Raw genomic sequence first — 23,252 nt, forward strand, 5'->3', positions numbered from 1 at the left:
TCACATATGGACGCTCCCCAAGACTCTGGACCCGGAAGTTCCAGCACTGAAATACAAGGGAAATTCCGTCCGACTCGGATGCCCCCGAAAATTCGGACGTACTCTTTCGAAACTTCTTGTAAGTCACTCCCCCGAAAGGGAAATTGGTGAGCGGGGTGGGTATCGAACCCACGACCAGCTGATTAAAAGTCACGAAAATATCTTTATATTTCAGAAGCTTAGATTCTGGGGCGGGGTCGCTTTGGCGGCGGGGCGGGCTGGCCCTGGGCAAGGCCGGCCAGGCGCTCGTCCTTGTCGCGGCTCGACCGGCTGGACCCGAATTCGAAGTCGAAAGCGGTTCCGAGGTTGCGGGCGAACATGCCGCCGATGCCAGTCAGGAACCCTACCAGCGTGTTGACCAGGGCGCTACTGCCATCAGGGGCGAAGATGGCCAGCGCGCCCAGCACGGCCGCGATGACGGCGAGGGACGCGAAGGTCCCGGCCAGCATCAGGTCGGCTCGCCTGCCGCCGCGCTCGCCGCTCACTGGAAGCTCTCCAGTGACGAGGGGAGACCGCGCCGCTCGCGCTCCAGCCGGTCCAGCCGGGTCTCGATCCGCTTCACGCCGTCCAGGATGGCCGACACCTTCTCGGCCAGGCGCGCGTTCTCCACGGCGGCGAGCCGTTGGACGCCGCTCAACGCAGCGATGTCCTTGCGGTTCTCGGCGACCTGCCGCTGCACCTCGGCCAGCGTCCCGATCTGGGAGCCGACCCAGATGCCGCCGCAGACCAGCGCGACCAGGATGGACCAGGCCAGGGGCTTGGCGATGGTCAGGCCGCGTTCGCTGTTCTCGATCATCGTCATGGCTGCCTCACACGTTCAAAGGGGCGACCCGGCTGAGCGCGCCGGCGGGGAAGCGGCCGCGCACTTCGGCGGTCAGCACGTCCACGCCTCCCTCGCCCGGCCCGTCCAGGATCGCGACCAGGTGGGCAAGGTCTCGCAGGACCTCGACGGGCCGAGCCGACCAGACCAGTTCATTCCAAGCCGCTTCAAGGCGCGGCCGTCCCTCGCCCGCGCCAAGCCCCAGCGCCGCGTCCAAGTCCACCATGGCGGCGATTGCGTTCGGGCCGGCGGCGAGCAAGCCCAGCAGGTCGGGCTCGCCCGGATCGAGAGGCACGCCCCGAACGATGGCGTGCATTGCGAAATGGGTCGCCGGCCCGGTCGGGGCGGATCCAAGCGGCGCGGCGAAGGAAACCGCACCCGGCAGCGCGTCGCCGAAGTTGCGAAGAACGCGGGTCAGCGTCTCGACATCTTCGCTGCGCGTGATGCCGATGAGCGAATGCGAATAGCGGCTCATTGCGCCGCCCCCCACAGTCGGAGGATTTCGCGCTGGTCGGCGTCGGCTTTGAGGGCGAAGGCGAAGGCCAGGGCGTTCAATGTGAGGTCGTAGCAGTTATTGCTCCCATACGTCGCGAGGTGGATGCTGTCGGGCTTGAGGAACAGGGTCCCTTCCCGCGTCGAGTTCTCGATGGTCAGGGTCGCCTCCACCCCGTCGACATAGGCCGCGATCTCTCCGGCCGCGGTGGTGCCGTCGAAGGTGACGACAGTCGTATGGCGGGCCTCGTCCATTGGAAACGACACCCGATAGTTGCCGCTAGACCCCGTGATGCGCGCGTGCAGGCGGTCGTCCTGCCGCACGAGGGAGATCCTGTAGGGATCGACGGCACTGTCCGCGCCCATCGCAGCGACGATGCGCGGGCCGCTTTCCGGCAGGCGCCCGGAGAACATCACGGTCGCCACCTTGGAGTTCGGCGTAACGGTCGCCGTGGAAATCATCGCGTCGTTGATGCCGTCGAACTTGAGCCCGGTGGCGATGCCGGTGGGGCGGTTGTCGACCGCGTCCGCGGACAGGATCGCGGCCCCGGCCAAGGGCGTCAGACGGCCCACGGGGTCAGTATCGCCAGCGGGCGTCGCACCTGCGAGGTCGGTCCATCTGTGACCCGCTTCGCTCCATGACCAAACGCCGCCGACCACATCGCCGGCGAACAGCGCCTGGACCGCGGCCAGGTGGTCGGGCCACGACCGCGCGGCCACCAAGGCTGCGCGTCGCGTGACCATGGCGGCGCGGCGCATCAGAACACCGACGCGACGATGCCGGTGGCCGTGGTGCCGGTGGCCCGCACGCGCTTGACGGCGCAGAAGAAGGTGAAGTGGTCGGGAACGTCGCGCTCGCGGCTCTCGCCCTCCAGGGTATCGTAAACGATGGTCCCCGCGCCTGCGCAGTAGATCGCCATGGCGACCTTGGGCAAGTCCTCGCTGTCCGAGGGAGTGACGGGCAGGTCATCGGCCGGGATGCCGTAGGCGGCCGGACCGTGACCGTTGAACAGGGTCGCCATGGGGGCAGCTCCTTAGACGAAGGTTGAAATCATCTGACCCCTCGCGGGCCAGACGCCGAGGTTGTCGGGGCCGAGCGGATCGAGCGCGCCTTTCACGAGGATCGGGCAGGAGAAGATGGCCGGCACATCTTTGGTCCCGCCGTAGAAGTTGACTTTCACGGTGTCGTCGGGGGCCAGGAAGTTCATGCAGCGCCAAACGTCGCCGTCGATCTGCGAGCCTGCCCCCAGGTCTCTCTCAATAATGGCGTTGTCGCTCCCGTCGCGAAGCGCGTAGGGCGTGCCGCCCAGCGCGAGGCTGCCCGTCCAGCGGATGCGGACCATGAAGGTATAGAGCTGGCCGGGAACGCAGCCCGTGATCGAATTGGTCAGGGCGCGCCCTTCCTCCAGGCCGACTTCGAACGGTTGCACGCCCACGATGGAGGACTCCACGTCGCCCGTGCTGACCCAGCCGTTGATAAGCGATCCGCCCGCGGTGGCGGCGAAGGCAGGGAACAGGTTGTTCAGAACCGATGTCGGCAGCAGCCGAGTGCGGATGAAGGGAAGTCGGTTGTGGTCGGACATGCCGGGCGAGTAGCCGGGGGCGGTCGTGATGTCCGTTTGCGGCGCCAGGTTGATCGCCGAATTGAAGACATCATCCATGCCGAGGCCCTGGGCGATGCCCTCCACATGGGTTCCCGTCCAGTAGTTGATGCTGATCGGTTCGAAGGGGGTCGCGTTGATGACCGTTCCCAGGTCGATATGCGGCGATTGACATACGTTGATGTCGGCGCCGACGATCCGGGTCTTTCGCATAAGCACCCGCGTATCGCCGGACGGGTTGCTCGCCCAGCCAAGGTTGACCGTGCCCTTGTTGCTGTTCAGGTCCTCGCAGCTGAAAAACTTCGCGCTCCGCACATCCAACCCGATGGCGTGTCCCTCGGAATGAACGGTCCCAAGCGTGATGTTGTTGGTGCTGTCCCAAGGATAGTCCTGGGCGTCGACCTCGGACTTCGCCGAGCCGATCCTTATGAAGGTTCCAGTGCCGGCGTATTCGGCCGGAAACCACGGGCTTTGTTCGTTGTCCGGCCCGCCGACCGTGTGCAGGTCGTCTACGCGCACGTCCACGCAGGCGCTGGCGAAGTTGATCGTCCCGCCGCGCGTGTTGCCCAGGCCCGGTTCCAGAGCTTCGTAGTAGACGCTGGCCGGCCCGCCGCAGCGGCGCGCGTAGCAATCCGTGATGCGGGAGTTGCCGAACTGCGCGAACAGATACCAGCCCCAGCCGCCTATGCTCTGCGCGGTGCAGCGGCGCATACTCATGACGCCATCGCCGGAAATGGTGGGGGTCTTTTCCGGGTCCGCTGCCAGCAGCTCGGTCTTGGTCGGGATGAAACGCAGGTTGCGCCCGAGCTGAAATCCGATCTGGAACGGATAATTCGGTTTATCAAACAGGTTGATGGTGCCGTCCGGATGGGCGGGGTCATCGTTGTTGAGCGTGCCGCCCGCCCATAGAATGCCGACATCCTCGGTTTCTTCGAGCGAAAACAGGGTGTCGCTGTCCACGTCCGCCGCGTTGGACCATATCGGCTGACCGTTGGAATGGATCCAGGTTCCGCCGCCGACCCAGAACGAGTTGGGCGACGCTCCTGCGCCGCGAACGCGGACCCCGCCCGCGTAGATCGTGCCGGAACAGAAGGCGTGCCCCGCCGGGTGCCGCCCGCGCTTGCCCGTGACCCGCAGCATGTGATGGAAAGCGTTGATCGCGGCCGTGTCGTCATCCGCCAGGTTCCACTTCGCGCCGACCTGGCGCGACAGGGGTTCCTCGTCGATCAGCTCCCACCAGGACCCCTCGGCCGTCTGGAGCCTGCCCGCGTGACCAGGATCGGCGCCGACCCTGCGATAGGTCCCGTGTCCTCCATCGCCGCGTGCGGCGTAGCCCTGCGTTTCGATCACCTCCACCGCCGGGTCGACCGTGACCAGGTAGGCGGTCAGGGCGGTGCCGATGATCCAGCTGCCGTCCGCGATCACGGCCACGGTCGCCTCGGCCGCGGTCGGGTTCCCCTGGCCGTCGAAGGCCAGCAGCTTGTTGGCCCGATAGGCGAGCGCGGGCAGGGGGCTCACGCTGTCCAGCAGCTCGGGAATGCGGAGGGTGCGTTGGAACGCGGCCTGCATGTAGGCGGCTTTGCGCTCCAGGTCCTGGATGCCGCGTGTCAGGCGGTCCAGCTGCTTCTCCAGCCCGGTCTCGCGCGCGCCGCCGGTGCTGGCGAAGCCCTGTTCAATGATCGTCGCGCGGGTGATGCGGAGCGTCTTGCCGTCATGGGTCACGGCGGCGTCGGCCGTCAGGTAGAGATTGCCCGACGCGGCCTCGGCCTCGGGCGTCACGCTGTAGTCGATGCCTTCGGTCAGGATCAGCGTCGTGATTCCGGTAAGCACCTCCGCGACCAGGGCGCCGCTCTCGCCGTATTCGTGCGGGATCGGGTAGGGGCCGGCGCCCGCCACAACGTAGTCGTCTGCCGGGATGAAGGCTTCGGTGGTCATCGGCGGGCGTCCCCTGCGAGGCTGGAGAAGGAGGGGGCGCGGTCGGGCGCGGTCTCGCCCTTGCGCCACCAGGCGGCGTTGCCCCGATCTCGGAGCGCCTTGCGTTCCTGCCGGCGCCAGAGGGTGCGCGCCTCGGGGTCGAGCATGTCCTGGAGCTGGTCCCAGACGAGCCGGTCGAGCGCGAGGCGCCCATACCAGAGGGACGAGCCGGGCGTGTAGCGGCGGGCGAGGTTCACCGCGTCGCGGCCGATCAGCGGGGCCTTGCCCTGGGCGGCGCGGTCGGCGTTGGAGGCGACGGCGCGCGCCACGTCCGCGCCCAGCCCGACCACCGGCCCGGCCAGCGTCTCGGCGAAGCCGCCGCCGGCGCGGCTGGTGGAGGCGGAAAAGAAGTCGCCGAAGATGCCGAGCCCGCCGCCCTGGAACACGGCCGCGCCCCAGAAGGCGGGATCGTCCATCGGCCGCGGATCGCGGCCCTTGGCGACTTCCTTGAGCTGCACCGATACCCCGCCCAGCAGGGTCAGGCCGGCCATCAGCTGCGCGGCGTAGAGCGCGCGGTTCATCGCGCCCGGCCGGGCCATGGTCCGGCGCACCTGGTTCAGCGTCAAGCTGAGCGCAAAGTTCTTGTACATGGCGGTCGAGCGGATCAGCTCGCCGTAGATGGTGCCCGGCGGGGCCTCGCCGATCAGCGACGTTCGGGCGTCCAGCGACACGGACGGAACCGCGAACTCCATCTGCTCTTCGATCAGCGCCTGGAGGCGGATCGCCAGCCCCTCGGCCTCGGCGTTCTCCAGCCCCGCCGCCAGCGCGGCCTCGCGCCAGTGCATCGGGGCGAGGAAGGTTTCGCCCGCGTCGGTCCGGAAGTGCAGGGCGGGATCGGCGAGGCGGGTCCACTCGGCGTCGTCGAAGCCCCGCCCGCGCAGGATCGAGCGCAGGGGCTCGTCCACCTGGTCGAGCGTCCGGCCGGCCTGTTCGGCCAGCAGCCCGGCGAACTCCATCTGGAAGGCCAGCCGGTTCATGTCGGTCCAGCGTGCGAGGCCGCTGGCGCGCATGACGCCGCTCGCCAGCCGCTCGGTGATCTCGGGCGACCACACGTCGCCGAGATAGCGGGCGGCGGTGGAGCCCGTGTCGGCCAGCGTGTCGGCGATATAGCCCATGCGGGCGGCGGTCTCGCGGGTGGAGCCGCTGGCCATCAGCGAGACGAAGCGGGCGAAGACCTTGCCATGCCCGATCCCCACAGCGCGCGCGGCCATGTGCTGGGTCCAGAGGTCGGTCGGCGCGCTGAGAAGAGCGGAGCCGAGCTGCGCCGCGGTCAGCACGTTGCGCGTCCCGGCGAGGAAAGCGGCCATTCCGCTGTCGGCCGGATCGTTCGCGCTTCCGGTCAGGTGCGCCAGCATGGCCCGCGCCTGCACGGACGCGCGCTTCACGCGCCTTTCGGCCACCGGGTCCGCGGCCTGCGAGGCGACGCGCTGCGCGGTCTGGATCGCGTGTTCCAGCCCGGCCTTGGGATTGGGGCCGAGAACCCGCATCAGGGCGATGTCGCGAGCCATGCCGTCCAGGTGCGCCACGATGGCGTCGAAGGGGTTGGCCTGCCCGAAAGCGTCGTTATAGGCGAGCCAGCTGCTCGCGTCGCGGAAGTGCAGGACCCGGTGTTCCGCCCGCCGGTTCGCCAGCGCCGCGCCGCCGGGCATGAGCGAGGGAACCCGGTCATCCCAGCCGTGCGTCGTCAGGTTGGAGTAGATGTCGCGCAGGAAGCGGTCGGCTGCGGCGGCGTCAGGCGGCGCCCCGCGCGAACTGGCGAAGGGCCGGTCGGTCTGGTGATCGATGATCCGCGACCAGTCGAGCCGCGGCTGGATCTCCGCGCGCCAGGCGTCGAAGCCCGCCCGACGCAGGCGGCGGGGGTCATGGCTGTGCGGCAGGCCGAAATCCTCCAGCTCGCCGATGTCGCCGCCATGGGCGTTGAACAGGGTGCGCGCCCGCTCAAAAGCCTTTTGGACGGCGCCGGCCATGCGCGCGGCCTCGCCATTGCCCGAGCCCTCGCCATGCAGCTCGCGCACCACGTCGCCCAGCAGGGCGCGGTCGCGGGGCCGGCCGGTCAGGTCTCGGGCGTTGCGTTTCAGGAACTCGGGGATCATGCCGCGCAGCTGTCGGCTGATCGCGTCGCGGGTGGAGCGCACGGCTTCCTGCGCGTGGCCGCGGCCCTCGCCACGCTCCAGCAGGCTTTTGACGGCGAGGTCCGGGCGTTCGGCCTGACCGACGAAATGCTGATTGGCCCGCATCCGCTGGAGCTGGGCGAGGACGGTATGCCGGCGGCTGGTCGCGGCGCGGGCCACCGACTTCTTCACGTCCTCCGCCGCCATCGCCGCGGCGGCGGCGTCGGGAGCGTGGCGGCGATACCGCTCGAACAGGTCCTGGTAGTCGCGCTGCGCGGCGGTCCCGCGCTGCGGGTCCACCAGGCCGGCGTCCATCGCGGATTGCAGGCAGTCGAACAGGTCAGCCATCGCGCGACCCTCCCGGTCGGCAAAAGGCCACCTGCTCCGCGAAGTCCTGGTCAGCGTCCAGGTCGCGCAGCACGTCCGACGCGCGCATTTCCACGCCGTCGATGGTCACGGTGAAGTCGCCCGCCGCAGCGTCATTGACTTGACCGGCAGGGGCGCCGATATTTGGGATGTCCCATCCAGAGGAGGGATCTTCCATGCGGTTCGGAAACTGGGATTGGCGGCCCGCGGTGCTGGTGGGCGACAAGGCGTTTGCGCTGCTCGCGCCTGGCGAGGACTGGTCGGAAGTTGACCGGCTCGACGTGGGGGCCACTGCGTCCGAGATACGCGACGAAGCCTTGTTCCGCGCGATATTCGAGCCGGAGTTCGGTTCGTTCGAACTCCCGAAAAGCGACTGAAGCGCGGGGTCAGACCGGGCCAGCGCGTCATTGTAGACGTCGAGCTGCTCCTGGTTGAGGCGCGCGATCTCGTCCGGATCGGTCGACGAGCGGGCCTTGGTGTAGAGCGCCTGGCCGCGGGTTGATTTCGCCTCGATCATCGGCGCCGACCAAATCTGGATTTCCGCCAGCAGGCCGTTGTCGAGACGCAGCAGCACCTTTCGATCCACGAAGCCGGTTGCCAGCTTTCGGGTCCAGCCTTCGTCCACGAAGTCCAGTCCGGCCGCGCGAAAGGCGTCGATGATGCCGTCAGCCTGCGCCGCGGTGTCGACCACGAAGCCCCCGCGGGCGAAGTCCGTCAGCTGAGTGATCCGCCGGTATCCTTTTCGATCCAGCTTTTCCTCGGTGGTCTCGCGACGCTTGATGCCGGGGTTCTTGAACTTCACTCCCAGTTCGCCGGACAGGCGCTCGCCAATCCTGGCGAGCTGCGCCTGCGCGTCGGGCGCGAGCTGGTAAAGCTCGTCGATGGTCACGAAGGGCTGGGCAGCGGAAAGCGCATCCGTCCGCTGCTTCACCTCCCGCAGACGTTCAGCCTCCCGCAACTCGGGAGCGTCCGTGTCGGTGGCCGTGGCGGGGTCTTCCGTCCGGGGCGTCGCTGTCGCCTGGCGCAGCTCGGCCGCGGACTGGTCATCCGCAGCCCTGGCGGCGGGCGACGCGGCTCCGCCGCGCCAGGCGGCGTCGTCGGCGCCGGCCAGGTCGATCAGCGCGGGTTCGTCGGAGGCGATGCGCTCGGCCGGGCCGGGCGCGCCTTCGGGCGCGGGCGCATCGTCCAGTCGGCGGGTCACGGCGTCGATCACGTCGAGAGGGCCGACCGGCGCGATCTCGTCCAGCAGCCCGCCGCCTTCGGCCCCGACGCGTCCGGCTTCATCGACATAGGCGCGCAGGCCGCGGGCGATGTCCTCGCGGCTGCGCGCGCGGGCGCCCCGATAAAGGACGCCGACCATGCGCGCGGTCGCGGGATCGACGCCGCCGCCCAGCATGTCGTCCTGGGCCATCATGTCATCGAGCGCGCCGCGAACCGTCATGCCCTCGGCGCGGGCTTTCTCGCGCGCCTGACCGACCAGGCGAACCGCGCCGGTCAGCGCGTCGGTCAGGTCGTATTCGGGCCGCAGCCGGCCCTCGGCCGCGTCGGCGCGCAGCTGCGCCCAGGCGGGCGCGGCGTCGGTCATGGCGTCGATGGCGGCTTTCACGTCCCGCCCGCCTTCCTCGGTCATCGCCGCCACCAGGTCGGGGGCGTCGTAGCCGCGGGCGAACAACGCGGCCTGGAGGCGGGTGTGGCCAGCGGTGGACAAGCCGCCCTTGTCGGTCAGCAGCTCGCCGCGCTGGCCGGAGGGCAGGGCCCCTACCAGCGCGCGCAGGAAATCGCGGTTGCCGGGCGCGGCGATCCCGCCCGCCTCGGGGTCAAAGCGGGCAAGCACGTCCGGCGTCAGCGCCTCGGCGTCGGAGCGCGCCTGCTCGGACGGGCTCATGCGCTCCACGCTGTCCTCGTTGGCCTCCCGCACGAAGCGGCGCAGCTCGTCGGGGTCCAGGTCCGTGCGGCGGCGGGCGATCAGGACCGGCCGGGCCATGCCTTCGGGCACGTCGAAGCTGGCGCGGATCGTCTCGACATAGGCGGCGTAACGGTCGGGGAACTGGTCGGCCGCGTGCATCAGCGACATGACGCGGCCGTTACCGCTGTCGATCACGTGGTCAGCCCCGACCACGGGCGCGCCGTGGCTCGCCAGCGGCGAGGGCATGAGCAAGGCGGGATCGAGCGCCGCGGCCCGCTCCTTGACCTTGGCGGTCGGGGCGAGGCGGGATCGGTCGCGGGGCTGGCGGTCGCCCGAGGCGAGCGTCAGCGTGTCCATGTCGACCACTTCGTATTCGACCTGGACGCGGGTTCCGGCCGGCGTCGCCACCTCGTCGCCGGCGGTGTAGCCGCGGCGGGTCGCGGACTGGTAGGCGGCGCCCGGATCGGCGGCCTGGCCCATCTTGAATTCGGACCAGCGGCGAAGATCCTTGACGCTCCAGTGCTGGAGCGGCCGGCCCGCGAAGGTCACGTTGCGGTTGGCGTCGATCTGCGCGGCGGTCATCACCGATGTGACCGGCGCGTCCGGATCGGCCAGGAGCGCCCTGGTCGCGCCACCCGGCCCGAGGAAGTGCGCCAGGTAAAGGTTGGGCTCCGTCGCCTCCAGCCCCTGCGCGGCCAGATGCGCGGCGTTGTCCGACGCATAGGCGGCGGTCATCTCGCGGGACAGGGCGGGATCGGAGCGCAGCGCGAGAATTTCCGCCCGTCCTCGGGTGGCGGCGAGGTCCGGCCGATGGCGGGCGATCATGTCCAGCCAGGTCGCGTCGATGAACTGGCCGGCCCCGGTGGCGCTGCTGCCGGGGTTCTTCGCGTTCGCGCGCCCGCCGCTCTCGACGCCCACGATCCGCCGGGACAGGCGGTCATAGTCCTGCGGGCTGGAGACGGGGGGCGGCGGCGGGACGGGTCGGCCCTCACGCAGGGCGACGGTGGCCTGATCGGTCGCCACCTCATGCTCGACCGGCCCGGCGGCGGAGGGGCGCGAGGCGTCGCCGGCCTCGCGCCCGAACTGCCGCATCGCCCAGCCGGTCCCGCGGACTGCCGCGACCGGCCCGGCGCCCAGGATCGCGCCGCCGGCGGCGCCAATGCCGATCTGCGTCAGCGCGTCCGGGTCCGGCTGTTCCAGCGCCTCGGCCGTGCGATACTGCGCGGGCAGCGCCAGCGCCTCACCAGCGGCCCCCAGCGCCGCCTCGGTGGCGAGAATGCGCATCAGCCCGCCCGTGCCGCCCAACGGCAGCATGGCGAGGCTGAGCGGGTCCGTCGCGGCGCTGCCCGCCGCGCCCAGGAACTCCGCCACCCCGGCGCCGCGCCCGCCCATGGAAAGCGTCTCGTTCGCGTCGTCCAGCTCGGCTTTCAGCTCGCGGTCGATCTGAGCCTGGAACGCTTCCTCGCTGATCGGCAGGGAGCCCCAGCGGCCGGGGTCCTCGGCTGCGGCGTTGGCCGCGGCTTCCAGCACCTGCTTGCGCAGGACGGCGAGCCCGCCGGGGCGGCGCTCCCATTCCACATGCGCGTCGCGGGTCATCGGCGACGGGGCCTTCACGCGGGCCAGCTGCGCGTTCACTTCGTCCAGCAGCTCGCGCTCGCGCTGGCCGCGGCGGTCCCAGCTGTTCTGGCTGATCGCGGCGCCGGTCCAGGCTGCGGCCGCGGTCTCGCCGAAGCCGGCGCGCGGGCGGGGCGCCGGGTTGAACGGCCGCGCCTGCGGCTCGGAGGGGAGAAAGAAGGTCATCGCCGCGACCTTTCCGGCCGCTCGCGCGCGTCGCGGACGGTGCGCCGGAACCGCTCGGTCTCGCGCACCAGCTGGCGCAGGTCGATGCGGAACGGCCCGCCGGTTTCGAGGTCCACCAGGTCGCGCAGCTCGCCGCGGGTCTCGATCTGGACGACATGGGTTCCCTGCGCGTCGGCCGTGAAGCGCAGCGCGGACAAGTCGTTCCAGCTCAGGGGCGCGCCGCTCGCGTAGCCGGGGGCGCCGCCGGACTTGCTCGCCCGCGCCAGCACGCCCGCGGATAGCGCGCGCATCTTCTCGCGCGTGCCGGCCTCGGGCAGCAGCTCGGGGTCGGCGTCGCCCAGCTCGTCGAGCGTGCCCAGCGCGTCCTCCACCTGGTCGGCCGACAGGTCGAGCGGAAGCAGCGTCGGGCGGTCGTTGATCTCCTGCACCCCGCCGGCGTCGCTGCGGGCGTTGACGGCGCTGCGGCCGAGCGCGCCCTGGATGGCGCGGGCATAGGCGGCGGAGGCCGCGTCGGGGTCTTCCTTGGGGTCGATCCCGGCGCCGTATTCGCCATAAAGCGCATCGGCGGCGCTCATAACCTCGCCGAGCTGGGCGGGCAGGAATTGCATGGCGTCGCCCAGCGTCTCGGCCAGGGCGAGCCGCCGGGCGTCCTCGGAAGGCAGTTTGACCACCTTCCCGGCAAGGGCCTGCTGGCCGCGGAAGGCGGCGAGCGCCTGCCCCCTTCCGCCGCCGGCGGCGATCAGCATTCCGAAATGTCGGAAGGCCGCGTCCTCGGGCGCGATGGCCGTGAAGGCGGCGTCCGCGTCGGGGCCGAGGGCCGCGGCCAGCGTGGCGGCGAGCGCCGCCCGGTCCTGGGGCGGCGTTGCGACGCCGGCCAGCTCTGACAGGCGCTCGCGCTCGTCGGCCGTGAACAGGGCGGGGGCCTCGGTATAGCCTTCTTCGGCCAGCCAGCCGCTGACGGAGCGACGCTGTCGCAGGGCCTGCGTCCAGGCGGCGGGGTCGGACAGGTCCTCGGGCAGGGGCGCGGGCGTGGCGATGCCCAGACGTGCGGCGTGCGCCAACGGATCGGCCTTCCAGGCTTGGTCGGCCGCGTCGCGGGTCTTGCGCATCACGTCCAGCAGCGCCGTGTCCGCTGAGCTGGCGGCGGGGCGCGCCGCCTCCGCCGAAATCATCCGGTCCATGTCGGCCGGCGTCATCAGCGAGAAGCCTGGCACGGTCTGGCGCAGATTGATCGCCGCCTGGGCTGCCGCGAAGCCGGGGTGTTGGATGGCCTCCGGGTCTGTCAGTAGCGCGGCCTCGCCCTCCATTGCCCGGCCCGAGGCTGCAATGCGGGTCAGTTCCTCCAGCTGTTCGCCGATGGCGTCGGAGCGCGCCCTGGCCGCGCTCGCCTCGGCCGAGGCGCGGGCGGCGGCGCGGCGCTGATCCTCGGCGACGGCGCTCGCGCGGAAACGCTCGCGCGTCTCGGCCGCGAGGTCGTTGAAGCGACCGTCATCGATGTCGGCCAACAGCCGGGCGGGATCTTCGCTGAGCGTGCGGATCGCCGCCGCCGCGGCCAGTTCCTCGCGCCGCGCGGCCAGCAGCTTCGGCACTTCCTCGGGGTCGACATTGCCCTGCGCCAGCTCGGCCGCGAGCTGATCCGTATACTGGCCCAGCAGGCTCGCGCGGGTGTCGAAATCGGCGATGCCGGGGGTGGCGTCATGGGCCTGCCCCAGCTCGATCAGCCCGGCGCGCGCCCGGCCGCGGCGCAGTTCGTTGGCGCGCTGACCGACCGCAAGCCCATGGCGCCCGGCCAGCTCGTCGAAAGCCAGGCCGGCGGCTTCCTGGTTGCGCTGGTCGACGCCTTGAAGCAGCTGACCGCGCAGCTCCACCGTGCGCTCGGTCCAGGTCGCGTCGATCCGGTCCGGGTCGGCCAGCGTCTCGGCCTCCAGCCGCAGCTCGGCGAGCCCGTTGGCGATGCCGACGCGGGCGCGTCCGAGGTCGGCGTTCAGGCGGCTTTCCTCCAGCTGCAGGCCGGTTTCGGCCAGACGCTCGCCGAACTCGGCGACGGCGCGGCCCAGCCCATCGTCCACGGGGTGCGGAACCGCGGCCGTGACGCCGCCGCCAAGCGGGGCGCTGGGGACGGTTAGCCGGGTCATGGCGCGTAAACCTGCGTTTCAGCCAGGCCGGGCCAGAGGTCGGGCGCCTTGGTCAGCAGCCCGCCGGCGGCGCTGAGCGTCCCGCGCATCAGGGCGGAGGACGCGAGCCCGCGCGACTGGCGGGCCTCGGCGGTCAGCGTCCCGGCGCGGGCCGCGGCCCCGCTGCGCACGCTCTGCGAAGCGAAGGAGGTTTCGCGCGCGGCGCGCTCTCCGATGGCCAGCGCGGACGGGCTGTCGAGCTGCACGCCGCGCCCCGCCAGCTGCGCGAGCGTCCGGCCCAGTTCCTCGCGCATCCGCTCGCGGGTCCGCTGGTCCTCGATGGCGCCCAGCATGGTCTCGTATTTCGCCCGCTCGGCCTGCGCCTCGGCATAGTCGTTCTGCGCCTGCGACTGCTGGATGCCCGACGCGATGGAGCCGGTGGCGGCGAGGCCCGCGCCGACCGTGGTTGCGAGCGTGCCCAGGGTCAGGCCGGTGGTCGCGGCCGTTGCCGCGGCTCCGCCCGCGGTGGCGAGCGCCGGCAGCGCGGCGAGGGCGACCGCGGGACCGCACATCAGGAACCCTCCTTCGGGCGGGTCGGGTCGGGCGTCTCGGTCAGGGGCGCGATGGACAGGAGCGTGAAGGGCGCGGCGCCGAGCGGCGCGAATTCCAGCCGAACGCCGTTGGCCCAGCCTGTGGTCAGGTCGATCTTGTCGGCCCCGCTCCAGCCGGTGCGCAGGTCGCCGGGAACCCCGTCGCCGGTCCGCTGCACCCATGGCCCGGCCGGATGATCGCGGCCCCAGGCGCGCAGGCTCGCTCGCGCGCGATAGGCGGCGGTGCGGTGCAGACGCAGGCCCAGCCCGCGCAGCGCCAGCTCGTCGCCCAGCGCGTCGCCGTTTCGCGAAACCGCATAGAGGTCGAAGGTCTCGGCCGAGTGGCTGTCGTCATGGAGCCCGATCACCGCCCGACCGGCCGGGGCTTCAAGCTCCACCGCGCCGTCCGTCACCAGGTAGGGGCCGAACTGGCCCTGATCGGTCCAGGCCAGGACGCTCTCGCCCTCCAGGTGGTCGAGCCCGGCGAAGCTCGTCGCCGGGGCGGCGGGCGGATAGACCACCGACGCGAACAGGTGGTTGGCGTCGGGAATGTCGATGGCGCCGGTCAGCAGTCCGAAGAACGGGGCCAGCCGCTCCACATGGCGGCGGGTCTGGCCGTCGATCTCGCGCCGCACAACCAACGTCACCGTGTCGTCGCCGCCATCGAGGCCGGGCGAGACCGAAACGCTCTCCACCGCGCCGCCGGCGACGGGCAGGGTGGCCCAGCCCAGCACGTCCTCGGCGGTCTCCAGGATCATCACGGCCAGCTCGCCCGACGCGCGGGTGATCCAGCCCAGGCGCAGCGGGGCCGACTGCCAGGCGATGGCCTCGAACCGATCGGCGCCCAGGTGGCGGGCGGGCAGGGTCAATTCACGCGGTTTCACGCTGTCGTCGGCGAGGCTGTAGGCCAGTTCGTAGAGGCGCCCGCGCTCGCGCGAAATGTAGATCGGGGCGCCGTCCGGCGAGACCGGCTGCGCATCGTCGGCGCCCAGCGTCGCGACCATGGCGAAAGCCGCGTTCTCGATGGTCACGGCCTCGGCCGAGACGGTCGAGCGCGAGGCATGAACCTCGCCCGTCGCTCCAATGGCGAGACCGCGGGCGCCGCTCTCCAGCCAGACGATGCGGTTCAGCCCCTGCCTGGCGGCGATGGTGTAGGCGAAGGCGAGGTCGGCCGCGGTTCCCAGCGCGAAGTCGGTGAACAGGCCCACGGCCGAGAACCAGACGGTTCGCGGCTCGGTCGGGGTGGCGGCGAAGACCAGGCGCTGATCGTGGATCGCGACCGCGGCGGGGTATCCGTAGGCGTCCGACCAGGCGCCCGGCGCCCAGGTCGCGGTGCCGGCGCCGCCGACCAGCTGCTGGGGGATGCGGTCCAGGACCTTGGCCGTGGCCTCGGTCGCGGAGGCGACGGCGGTGATCCGAACCAGGCCGGTATCGGTCGAGCGGTAGCGCCAGGTGATCCCGTCCTTTTCGGCCAGCGCCCGGCCGCTCAGATGCACCGGCGGGTTCACGCCCGTGTTCTTGCCGCTGGGCACGTCCGTCACTTCGTAGACGCGGCCGTCATACCGCATCAGGTCGCCTTCGATCACGTCGGTGTTGCCGGTCCACAGGGGAACGTCGGTCCAGTCCTCGACCCGCATCGCGAACAAGCCGCCGATCTGGCCCGCTTCGAACACGTCGCCCCCGGTCGCGGTCAGCGTGACCGTGCCCGAGGCGGCGTCGGCCGAGACGGTCACGGCCTCGTCGCCGTTCCAGGGCCGCAGCGGCCCGCCGTCGAACTCTGCCGTCTCGATGGTCCAGTTATCGAGCGCGAAGCGGCTGAGCTTCTTGATCGGCTTCACGCCGTCGACCAGGTAAATCACGTCCGCGGCCTGCGCGAGTTTCAGGCGCTTGAGGGCGGCGGCGCTGTTCCAGGGAATGGCCAGCTCGTAGGGGACGCCCCCGTCCATCACCAGCGCGCCGTAGCGCCAGACGCGCATGAAGCCGGGGGTGAACTCCAGCACCACCGCGTCGTCCACATTGAACTCGAACTCGATCAGCCGCGCCCAGGCGTCTCCGCGCGTGCGGCCGTCATAGATGGTGCCGGGCGCGCGGGTGATCGGGCCTTCGACCAGCGGCAGGAAACCCCGCGCGCGGGCAAGCCCGGTCTGGAAACGCACGAAGTCGTCGCGCCCGGCCAGGAGCGGCGACACTTCGCCGGCGGCGAAGCTGCGTTGGGCGTTGGCGCGGATCATCGCAGCACCTGCGCGACCCAATCGCCGGCGCCATGGTCGGCCCAGTCCTGCGCCGACGCCTGGTCACGGTCGACCCGCAGCGCCGCGCGCTTGGCGATGTCGGCGCGGGCCATCAGCTGCTGCGCCAGCTTCTCGCCGGCGAAGCGGGGGGCGAGGTCGCGGGCCAGCGCCAGCGCCGCCCAGGCGATGAACTCCGCCGGCCAGTCGGTCTCGGCCGCTGCGGTCGCCGCGTCGTCGGTCACGACGCCGGCGCCGACCGGGGCCATGGTGAAGCGCACCACCAGCGCGTCGGGCTCGTCGGCCAGGATATGCGGCCCGGCGCGGCGCCACGCGACGCCATCGGGGCGCACTTCGCGGATGGTCAGCGCGCCGGCCGGGATGGCGTAGGCGTGGGGCAGGTCCTCGTCGTCGGTCCAGTCGGGGTCGGCCGCGGCCGGGTCCGCTATCTCGGTCAGGCTGCGCAGCTTGCTCGCGAAGCTCCAGTCGGCGGCGCCCAGACAGGCGCGGACCGCGCGCCGGTAAAGCCGATCCGTGGCGCGGGCCTTCTCGCCGTCATCGTCGGGGCGGGCGTCCTCGCCGGCTTCGATGTGAGCCCACGCCTGTTGCGCGATCTCGGAGCCCTCCAGCGTCTCCGACAGGAACGGGCCGGCGGATCGCTGCGGCGCTTCGGTCTTGATCGCGTAGGCGCGGGCCTCGGCGAGCTTTTCGGCCAGCAGCTGCGCCACCTCGGCGCTGGCGGCGAAGCGCGGGGCCAGCAGCATCGCGAGGGTCAGGGCCACATAGTCGCGGATGGCGGCGGGCAGCTCGTCCTCGTCCGCGGCCGTGAACCGGCGGGTGAAGCGGAGGTCGATGGCGCTGGCCCTGTCGGCCCGGATGAAGGGGCCTTCGCGGCGCCAGCGCGTGCCGCGGGGCCGGACCGCGCGCGGGGTCAGCGCATCGTCGGGCAGGGCGTAGGCGTGGGGCAGGGACGGGTCGTCGCGCCAGCCGGTCACGGTGGCGGCGGGATCGGCGTCCTCGGCCAGCTCGCTCGTGGCGGAGGCGAAGGGCCAGTCTTCCTCGGCCAGGCACTGATCGAGCGCGTGCGGGTAGAGCTGCGACGCGGCGCGGGCTTCCTCTGCGTCGTCGCCGAACCGGCCGGCCTCGGAACCGATCACATAGCGAAACGCCTGCTGGACGATCTGCGAGGACGCGAGGTCGGCGCCCAGCCAGGGGCCGGGCGTCGCCTGGCCCTGGTCGGCGGCGATGGCGGAGGCGAGCGCGGTTTCGCGCTGCTCGCCGATCATGGCGATGCGGGAGGCGTCGCGGGCGAAGCGGGGGGCGAGCTGGAGGGCCAGGGTCAGCGCCACCAGGTCCCGGAACGCCGCCGGCAGGTTCTTCTCGTCCGTGCGCAGCATGGTCGCGCGCAGCGTGACGCCCTCGTCCTGGTCGCAGCGCAGGTAATCGCCGTCGCGCCGCCAGCGGGCGCCGCGCGGCTGGATCGCGCGGGCGACCAGCACGCCGTCCGGCAGGCGGTAGGCATGGGGCAGGTCGGCGTCGGCGGTCCATTCCGGCGCGGTCGGGGTGGTTTTCACCAGCCGCAGGAGGCTGGAGGCGAAGCGCCAGTCGCGCAGCTCCAGGCACTCGCGGATCGCGGCCGGGAACTGCTCGGTCGCCGCGCGCGTTTCCTCGCTGTCATCCGCGAAGGACGAGGGGGTGGACGCGCCGATGTATCGGAACGCCTGTTGCGCGATGGTCGCCGCGGCGATGGGGGTGGTCATGGGGCGTCGGCTCCGGTCACGGAAGCCGCCGGGGCCTCGCGGCCCCGGCGCGGCCGGGTCAGATGGTGTCGAGCCAGGCGATGCAGAACGGCATGGAGCCGGCGCCCGTCGCGTTCGCCTCGGCGTGGGCGTAGATGTCGATGACCGCATTCGGGTCGGCCGACATGCCCAGCACCTCCCACAGGTGCTTTCCGTGGTTGGCGTCGCCCCAGGCGAAGGGGCTCTGGGTGGTCGCCGCCGAGCGCGCCACGTCCAGCAGCTGGTCGGTGATGTCGCGCGAGCCGATCACCACCTGCGCGAAACCCCAGTTCTCCACGTCGAACAGGGTCGACGGGTGCAGGATCGCATAGGAGGGGATGGACGCCAGGCGATACATCGACCCCGAGCTGTCGGTGGCGAGGTTGGCGACGGTCCCGACCGCATGGCGCACCACGCCGGCGCGCAGCTGCGGATCGGGGTTGCTCTCCAGCGCCTGGGCGGAGCGGAAGAGGTTGGACTGTCCGGTGACGATAGCCATGGCAGGGGCTCCCTGGGCTTGTCAGAAGCGGGAGGGGGCCGACGCGGGCCAGCCCCCCGCGATCAGGCTTCCGTGGCCTCGATGATGTGAACGCCCTTGTCCTGCTTGCGGGTGCAGTCCATGACGAAATCGATCTCGAAATACGGGGTCTGGCTCTTCGAACTGTCGTTCCAGGCGCGGGTCCGGATGTCCTGCCACACGCCCAGCACGATATTGTTCTTGAGCCAGACCGGGCAGGAGCGGGTCGAGCCGGTCTTGTAGAGCCCGTTATGCTCCACGAACTCGAAGCCCATCAGCCGCGTGACCTTGCCATCGACGATCTGCGGCTGCTCCAGCATGTTCAGGTTGGCCGACGCGCTCTCCACGATGCCCAGCAGGTCGTCGTGCTGGGTGGTGGTGATGGCGCAGACCGGGGTGAACATGGCCAGGTCGTTCTCGTCCAGGCCCAGCTTCTTGCGGGCCTTGCGCAGCTTGGCGATGGTCAGCCCGGCGCCGCCATGGACGGTCTTGAACTCGGACGGCAGCTGCGAAACCGAGCTGAGCCGCTTGCCCGACACGGCCGAGCCGAGAATGCCGCCCTCGCCCAGGTTGCCGTCCTCGTCCATGCCCAGGATCAGGTCATCGAGCGCGCGCCCGGTGGCGTTGCTGTGCGCCTGGACGATCTCGGACTGCGGGTCCATGGCCGAGTTGAACTTGTCCACGTCATCGAGATACTGCCCGGTCCCGATGGGATCGCGCCGGACGAGCCAGCGCCGCTCGCGCGGAACCGGGTTCTCGATGTTGGAACGACGCCGCGCCGCGAGCCGGCGGGCCTTCACCTCGCCCAGCAGGTCGGAGGCGGGGACCGCCTCGCCCATCGCGGGCTTCTCGGTGACGTAGGGGCGGAGCTTGGAACCCATGCGCTGGAGCGCAAGCTCGACGGCGTTGGACATGCCGAGCTGGTGGTGGGCTTCCACGAGTTGGTCGAAGGACATGGTTTTCCCCTTCTGACGACCAAGTGAACGGATTGGCTGTCGGAAGGGGTGCCCGGCTACTCCGGACCCGTCCTCGCGATGCGCTCGCGTGGGCGGCGGTCTGTTCCCGCGGGTCAGCCGGACCGCTGGGGTTGCGGGTGCCCGGACATGAAAGGTCGCTAGACCTGACGCTGCGAATCTCTCCTGACGGGCTATTTGGTGTCAAGAGAAATTCGCGATCAGTGAACCGTATCGTCGCCGTCCGGCAGACGATGCATCACAACGCGGCCGCTCGCATCCGCTTGGCCCTTGTAGGTGAACATGCGCCGGTTGCAGACATACCAGTCGCCAGGCTTGCAATGCGTCATCGTGATTGTTTCGGGCGTCTCGGTCGGCATGGCTCGTCCTATTTGGTTCGGAGGCAAGGAGAAAACCCGCGCCGCCGCTAGATTGCGACGACGCGGACGCAGGCGCCGGATCACCGCTTCGGCGGCGCCGCCAGTTTCAGGAGCATCGCCCGCCGGTCCTCCAGGTCTTTCGAGACGCGGCCGGCGGCGTTCGCCTTGCCATACTCGCCTTCGCGGCTGGTGAACCGCTGCAATTCGGCCTTCGCCTCGGCCGGGGTCATGCCCATGCCGCTGGCCCCACCGGCGCCGCCGGCGACGAAACCGTCATCGCCGGCCATGTCGCCGATGGCCGCGAACAGGCGCATGATCCCCGCATCGCCGATCTTCGGCGCCAGCAGCTCGCCGATGCGCATGATCGCGTCGTTGTCGAGCCCCGCCGCCTGGCCGACCGCCTGGGCGGCTTGCTGGGCGCGCTGGATCTTCGCCGGATACTGGTCGCCCCAATCGCGCTCCAGCGCCTGGCGCATGGCGTCGCTCGCCTCCTGGAGCTGGGCGCCGACCGTCTCGAACTGCCTGGCCTGGAACTCGGCGAAGAACTTCGCGCCGGCCTGCACCTGGGCGGGGGTCATGGCGTGTTCGTGGGCCAGCTGACGGAACCCCGCTTCCAGCTCGCCGTTCCACTCCAGCCCCTTGGGCAGCTCGGGCTTCTCGATCTCGTAGCCCTCGGGCGCGTCGGGCAGGCCGAGCATGGCGCTGTTGGCGCGCAGCCAGTCGTGAACGTCCTGTCCCTTGGCGGGCTTCTCCATCAGCGCGTCGGCAGGCTTTCCCAGGCGCGTCTCCGCCGCCATGTGGCCGCGGATCGCGCGCAGCAGCACCCCCTCCGTGTCGTCGGTCAGCATTCCGCGGGCTTTGAGCCATTCGCGCTCGGGGCCGGTCAGGGCGCCTTCCCGCTCATGCCACGGCCTGCCGCCGCCCGCGTTCTCGTCGGCGCCAGCGCCGCCGCTCTCGCCACCAGCCGAGCCGCCCGCGCCGCCTTCGCCCGCCCCGCTCGCGCCCGCAGCCGCGCCGCCTTCGCCATCGCCCGCGCCAGCCTGCGCGCCGCCCGCGTCTCCGCCGCCCGTGCCGCCGCCGCCCGCGCCTTCGCCCTCGGGTCCACGGATCAGCTCAGCCCAGAGGGCCGTCATCATCGTCAGTCGTCGCATGGTTGGTCTCCATCATCTGGTCTCGGATTTCGTGGGGGCTGACGCCCATCAGCGACAGCAGCTCCAGGGCGAAGTCGCGCCGCTCGGCCTCCGCCGCCTGTTCCAGCGGGTCGCGCGCGATCTCGCCGCCGGCCGTCCGGGGGCTCGCGGCCAGCACCCGGCCCAGCTGCAACAGGTCGTCGGCCAGGCGCGGGTCGGTCTCGAAGGCTCGCCCCCAGCGGCGCGCGCGGGCGGAGGTCATGCGCAGCACGCCGCGCCGCACCGCCCGGTCGCCCTCGCCGATCAGATCGGCGAGGGCGATATGGAGGGGCGCCCAGATGCGGGTCATGGCGCAGCCGCCTCGCGGCACTCGGCTCTGAACTGTTGCTCGCTCAACCGAACCCAGCCGTCCACTTCCCGCACCATCCAGTCGCCACTCTGAAGTTCGACTTCACCGTGTTTCGCTGGAGCGACCAGCGAAAATCGGAAAGCGCCTGCGTCGTTGGTCGGACGCTGGCGCAGCCAGAACCCTCCTTTCAGCTCGAACGGCGCGAGGCGCTCCCCGGTGACGAATTCGCAGACTTCCCGCGCATTTCGGCCCGTGTAACGAATGGCTCGGAGTGCGCCCATCACGCGGCCCCCTCGGGCTGGGCCGCGGCGATGTCGCGGGCGATCCCTCCGCCGGCCTGCGCCGCCTCCAGCATCGCCGCGGCCTGCTGCTGCTCGGCCCGCGCCGCCCGCATCTGACCGGCTTCGTCGCGCGACCGCAGCAGGCGGGCCGGGGCGCCGCGGGCCTCGGCCAGCACTTCCACGATGTCGTCTTCGGACAGTCGGTCCAGCACGTCCGGCTTGACCTGGGCGAGCGGGCCGAGGTCCGACAGCAGCCGGACCGTCGCCGCGCCCTCGGCCGAGCGCGCGGCCATGGCGGCGGCGGAGGTGTATTCCACGGTCAGCGGCGAGCCCGCGGCCTCGGGCGGGGGCGCCGGCATCTGGCCGGCCTTCCACAACAAGGCGAAGCGGCGGGCGATCTTGGGGGCCAGGTATTCCTCCTGGATGCGGCCCAGATGCGGGGCCATCAGGCGCAGCTTTTCCTCCTGGCGCTCGATCACTTCGGTCGCGGTCATGCCGGTGCGGCCGGCGAGGTTCATCAGCGACCAGTGGTGCGCGTCGCGCATTTCCTCGACGGCCTGCTGCTGCATTTCCAGCGACAGGCCGGTGCGCGCCGTAGTGTCGAGCGCGCGCACCAGCTGGCGCCCCGCCATGTCGACGCCGCCGTAGATCATGGCGCCGGGACGGACGCGGCCGCTCAAGGGCCAGTCCTCTTTCGAGGGAGCGAGCAAGGTTGGGTCCGCGGCCCGCTGGCCCGCCCGGAGGTTCGCCGCGGTCATCAGCTCCAGTTTGCGGGCGGCGGGCAGGGCGGTCCATCCAGGGCCGCGGGCGTAGACCTGGCCCGTCTCCACGTCCCAGCGCGGCGCGAAAAACGGCATGTCGTCGTAACCGCCGTGACGCAGGACCGTGCCGCCTTCCTCGGCCGCGTGGATCGAGAACCACCGCTTGCCGGTCGGGCCGAGCCTGCCGCGCCGCCAGGCGTGGTTGCGGCCGACATGGTGGTAGAAGGTCACGCGGTCGCGCGAGCCCTTGTCGGCCAGCTCGCGTAGCTTCTCGGGCAAGGGGTCGTAGCCATACCGCTGCGCCGCGGCCGTGGGCGTGAGCCTGAATTTGCGGATCACTTCGGTGACGCGGCCGTAGGCGTCGATGTCATAGCAGCATTCGGCCATGCTCAGGGTCACGTCCAGGAACCCGGTCTCGCCCGGCGGCTGCTCGTCGTATTGGGCGGCGTTGCCGAACACCGACACGTCGCCGAACAGCTGCGCCGCGGCCGAGTAGAATGGCGAGTTGGCCGGGGCGAAGCTCAGCAGCAGGCGGCGGCTGGCGGTGTCGAGCCATTCGCGCATCGGCTGGAAGTCGCGCAGCCGCTCGTCGGGCGTGGTCAGGGCGAACCAGCGGTTGGCCGAGTTGGTCAGGGTCCCGTGCAGGCCGGCGGAGAAGTTCTGCGCGGCGATGATCCCGGCGCTGTTGAGGATCTTTTCGCGGCGATGCGCGCCCGGATCGGCCGCGGTGAAGCCGCCGCGCGAAGGGCGCAGCAGCTGGCCCAGCTCCATCCAGTCCTGTTCGTGTTCGGTGCGCGCGCCTTTCAGCTCCTGCCAGACGCGGATCGCGGCTTCGGCCCGCGGGTCCTTCTCGATGGCGGAGGTCATCACGCGGCCCCCAGCTGACGGTTGGCGGGCCGCCCGCCGGGGATGCCGGCGGGCGAGGTCAGGATATTCGCCGCGGCCCCGGCGCGCATCCGCTGCATGACGCGAGCCAGCGAGGCGTCGCGGTTCGCCTCGGCGTTGTCCGGGGCCGGGATGATCGGCGCGGCGGTTTTGGGGGCGGAACCCATCATGCACATG

Annotated in this window: 20 protein-coding genes; all 20 read right to left on the reverse strand. The window is 71.1% G+C overall.

The window, feature by feature from the left end; translation table 11 throughout:
- Positions 1 to 218 precede the first annotated feature (218 nt).
- Positions 219 to 524 (reverse strand): hypothetical protein, encoded by a 306-nt coding sequence (locus BLV24_RS01235; RefSeq protein ID WP_092679321.1) that lies wholly within the window; start codon positions 522 to 524, stop codon positions 219 to 221.
- Positions 521 to 841: a hypothetical protein gene (locus BLV24_RS01240; RefSeq protein WP_092679322.1), complete on the reverse strand. Its 321-nt coding sequence runs from the start codon at positions 839 to 841 to the stop codon at positions 521 to 523. The genes BLV24_RS01235 and BLV24_RS01240 overlap by 4 nt, the downstream gene beginning before the upstream one ends.
- 7 nt (positions 842 to 848) lie before the next feature.
- Positions 849 to 1,334: a hypothetical protein gene (locus tag BLV24_RS01245; RefSeq protein ID WP_092679323.1), complete on the reverse strand. Its 486-nt coding sequence runs from the start codon at positions 1,332 to 1,334 to the stop codon at positions 849 to 851.
- Positions 1,331 to 2,110: a hypothetical protein gene (locus tag BLV24_RS01250; RefSeq protein WP_092679324.1), complete on the reverse strand. Its 780-nt coding sequence runs from the start codon at positions 2,108 to 2,110 to the stop codon at positions 1,331 to 1,333. The genes BLV24_RS01245 and BLV24_RS01250 overlap by 4 nt, the downstream gene beginning before the upstream one ends.
- A complete protein-coding gene (locus tag BLV24_RS01255; RefSeq protein ID WP_092679325.1) occupies positions 2,110 to 2,373 on the reverse strand; it encodes a spike base protein, RCAP_Rcc01079 family in 264 nt (87 codons plus the stop codon). Before BLV24_RS01255 ends, BLV24_RS01250 begins: the two co-directional genes overlap by 1 nt.
- 12 nt (positions 2,374 to 2,385) lie before the next feature.
- Positions 2,386 to 4,887 carry a hypothetical protein gene (locus BLV24_RS01260; protein WP_092679326.1) on the reverse strand — a complete coding sequence of 834 codons (2,502 nt, stop codon included), beginning with the start codon at positions 4,885 to 4,887 and terminating at the stop codon, positions 2,386 to 2,388.
- Positions 4,884 to 7,385, reverse strand: a complete 2,502-nt coding sequence (locus BLV24_RS01265) for a hypothetical protein (RefSeq protein WP_092679327.1) — start codon at positions 7,383 to 7,385, stop codon at positions 4,884 to 4,886. Before BLV24_RS01265 ends, BLV24_RS01260 begins: the two co-directional genes overlap by 4 nt.
- Entirely contained in the window at positions 7,378 to 11,109 is a 3,732-nt protein-coding gene (locus tag BLV24_RS01270; protein WP_092679328.1) for a hypothetical protein, read from the reverse strand. The genes BLV24_RS01265 and BLV24_RS01270 overlap by 8 nt, the downstream gene beginning before the upstream one ends.
- A complete protein-coding gene (locus BLV24_RS01275) occupies positions 11,106 to 13,244 on the reverse strand; it encodes a hypothetical protein (RefSeq protein WP_092679329.1) in 2,139 nt (712 codons plus the stop codon). The genes BLV24_RS01270 and BLV24_RS01275 overlap by 4 nt, the downstream gene beginning before the upstream one ends.
- On the reverse strand, positions 13,241 to 13,795 hold the full coding sequence (locus BLV24_RS01280) for a hypothetical protein (protein WP_092679330.1): 555 nt from the start codon (positions 13,793 to 13,795) through the stop codon (positions 13,241 to 13,243). The genes BLV24_RS01275 and BLV24_RS01280 overlap by 4 nt, the downstream gene beginning before the upstream one ends.
- The gene (locus tag BLV24_RS01285; RefSeq protein ID WP_092679331.1) at positions 13,795 to 16,044 is read right to left on the reverse strand and encodes a phage tail protein; all 2,250 of its coding nucleotides are present in this window, start codon (positions 16,042 to 16,044) and stop codon (positions 13,795 to 13,797) included. The genes BLV24_RS01280 and BLV24_RS01285 overlap by 1 nt, the downstream gene beginning before the upstream one ends.
- Complete coding sequence (locus BLV24_RS01290) at positions 16,041 to 17,801, reverse strand: phage connector family protein (RefSeq protein ID WP_092679332.1); 1,761 nt, start codon at positions 17,799 to 17,801, stop codon at positions 16,041 to 16,043. Before BLV24_RS01290 ends, BLV24_RS01285 begins: the two co-directional genes overlap by 4 nt.
- 58 nt (positions 17,802 to 17,859) lie before the next feature.
- Positions 17,860 to 18,318: a hypothetical protein gene (locus tag BLV24_RS01295; RefSeq protein WP_092679333.1), complete on the reverse strand. Its 459-nt coding sequence runs from the start codon at positions 18,316 to 18,318 to the stop codon at positions 17,860 to 17,862.
- Positions 18,319 to 18,380: 62 nt separating this feature from the next.
- Positions 18,381 to 19,292: a phage capsid protein gene (locus BLV24_RS01300; RefSeq protein ID WP_092679334.1), complete on the reverse strand. Its 912-nt coding sequence runs from the start codon at positions 19,290 to 19,292 to the stop codon at positions 18,381 to 18,383.
- Between the two features lie 218 nt (positions 19,293 to 19,510).
- Entirely contained in the window at positions 19,511 to 19,669 is a 159-nt protein-coding gene (locus BLV24_RS21840) for a hypothetical protein (protein WP_176954584.1), read from the reverse strand.
- An 80-nt stretch (positions 19,670 to 19,749) separates the two neighbouring features.
- Positions 19,750 to 20,820 carry a hypothetical protein gene (locus tag BLV24_RS01305; protein ID WP_143040181.1) on the reverse strand — a complete coding sequence of 357 codons (1,071 nt, stop codon included), beginning with the start codon at positions 20,818 to 20,820 and terminating at the stop codon, positions 19,750 to 19,752.
- Positions 20,783 to 21,148, reverse strand: coding sequence for a hypothetical protein (locus BLV24_RS01310; protein ID WP_092679336.1), 366 nt, complete (start codon positions 21,146 to 21,148; stop codon positions 20,783 to 20,785). Before BLV24_RS01310 ends, BLV24_RS01305 begins: the two co-directional genes overlap by 38 nt.
- Positions 21,145 to 21,429 (reverse strand): hypothetical protein, encoded by a 285-nt coding sequence (locus BLV24_RS21380; protein WP_143040182.1) that lies wholly within the window; start codon positions 21,427 to 21,429, stop codon positions 21,145 to 21,147. The genes BLV24_RS01310 and BLV24_RS21380 overlap by 4 nt, the downstream gene beginning before the upstream one ends.
- Complete coding sequence (locus tag BLV24_RS01315) at positions 21,429 to 23,057, reverse strand: portal protein (RefSeq protein ID WP_092679337.1); 1,629 nt, start codon at positions 23,055 to 23,057, stop codon at positions 21,429 to 21,431. The genes BLV24_RS21380 and BLV24_RS01315 overlap by 1 nt, the downstream gene beginning before the upstream one ends.
- Positions 23,057 to 23,251 carry a hypothetical protein gene (locus BLV24_RS01320; RefSeq protein ID WP_092679338.1) on the reverse strand — a complete coding sequence of 65 codons (195 nt, stop codon included), beginning with the start codon at positions 23,249 to 23,251 and terminating at the stop codon, positions 23,057 to 23,059. Before BLV24_RS01320 ends, BLV24_RS01315 begins: the two co-directional genes overlap by 1 nt.
- Position 23,252 lies beyond the last annotated feature (1 nt).

This window comes from Albimonas donghaensis, from assembly GCF_900106695.1.
Classification (GTDB): domain Bacteria; phylum Pseudomonadota; class Alphaproteobacteria; order Rhodobacterales; family Rhodobacteraceae; genus Albimonas; species Albimonas donghaensis.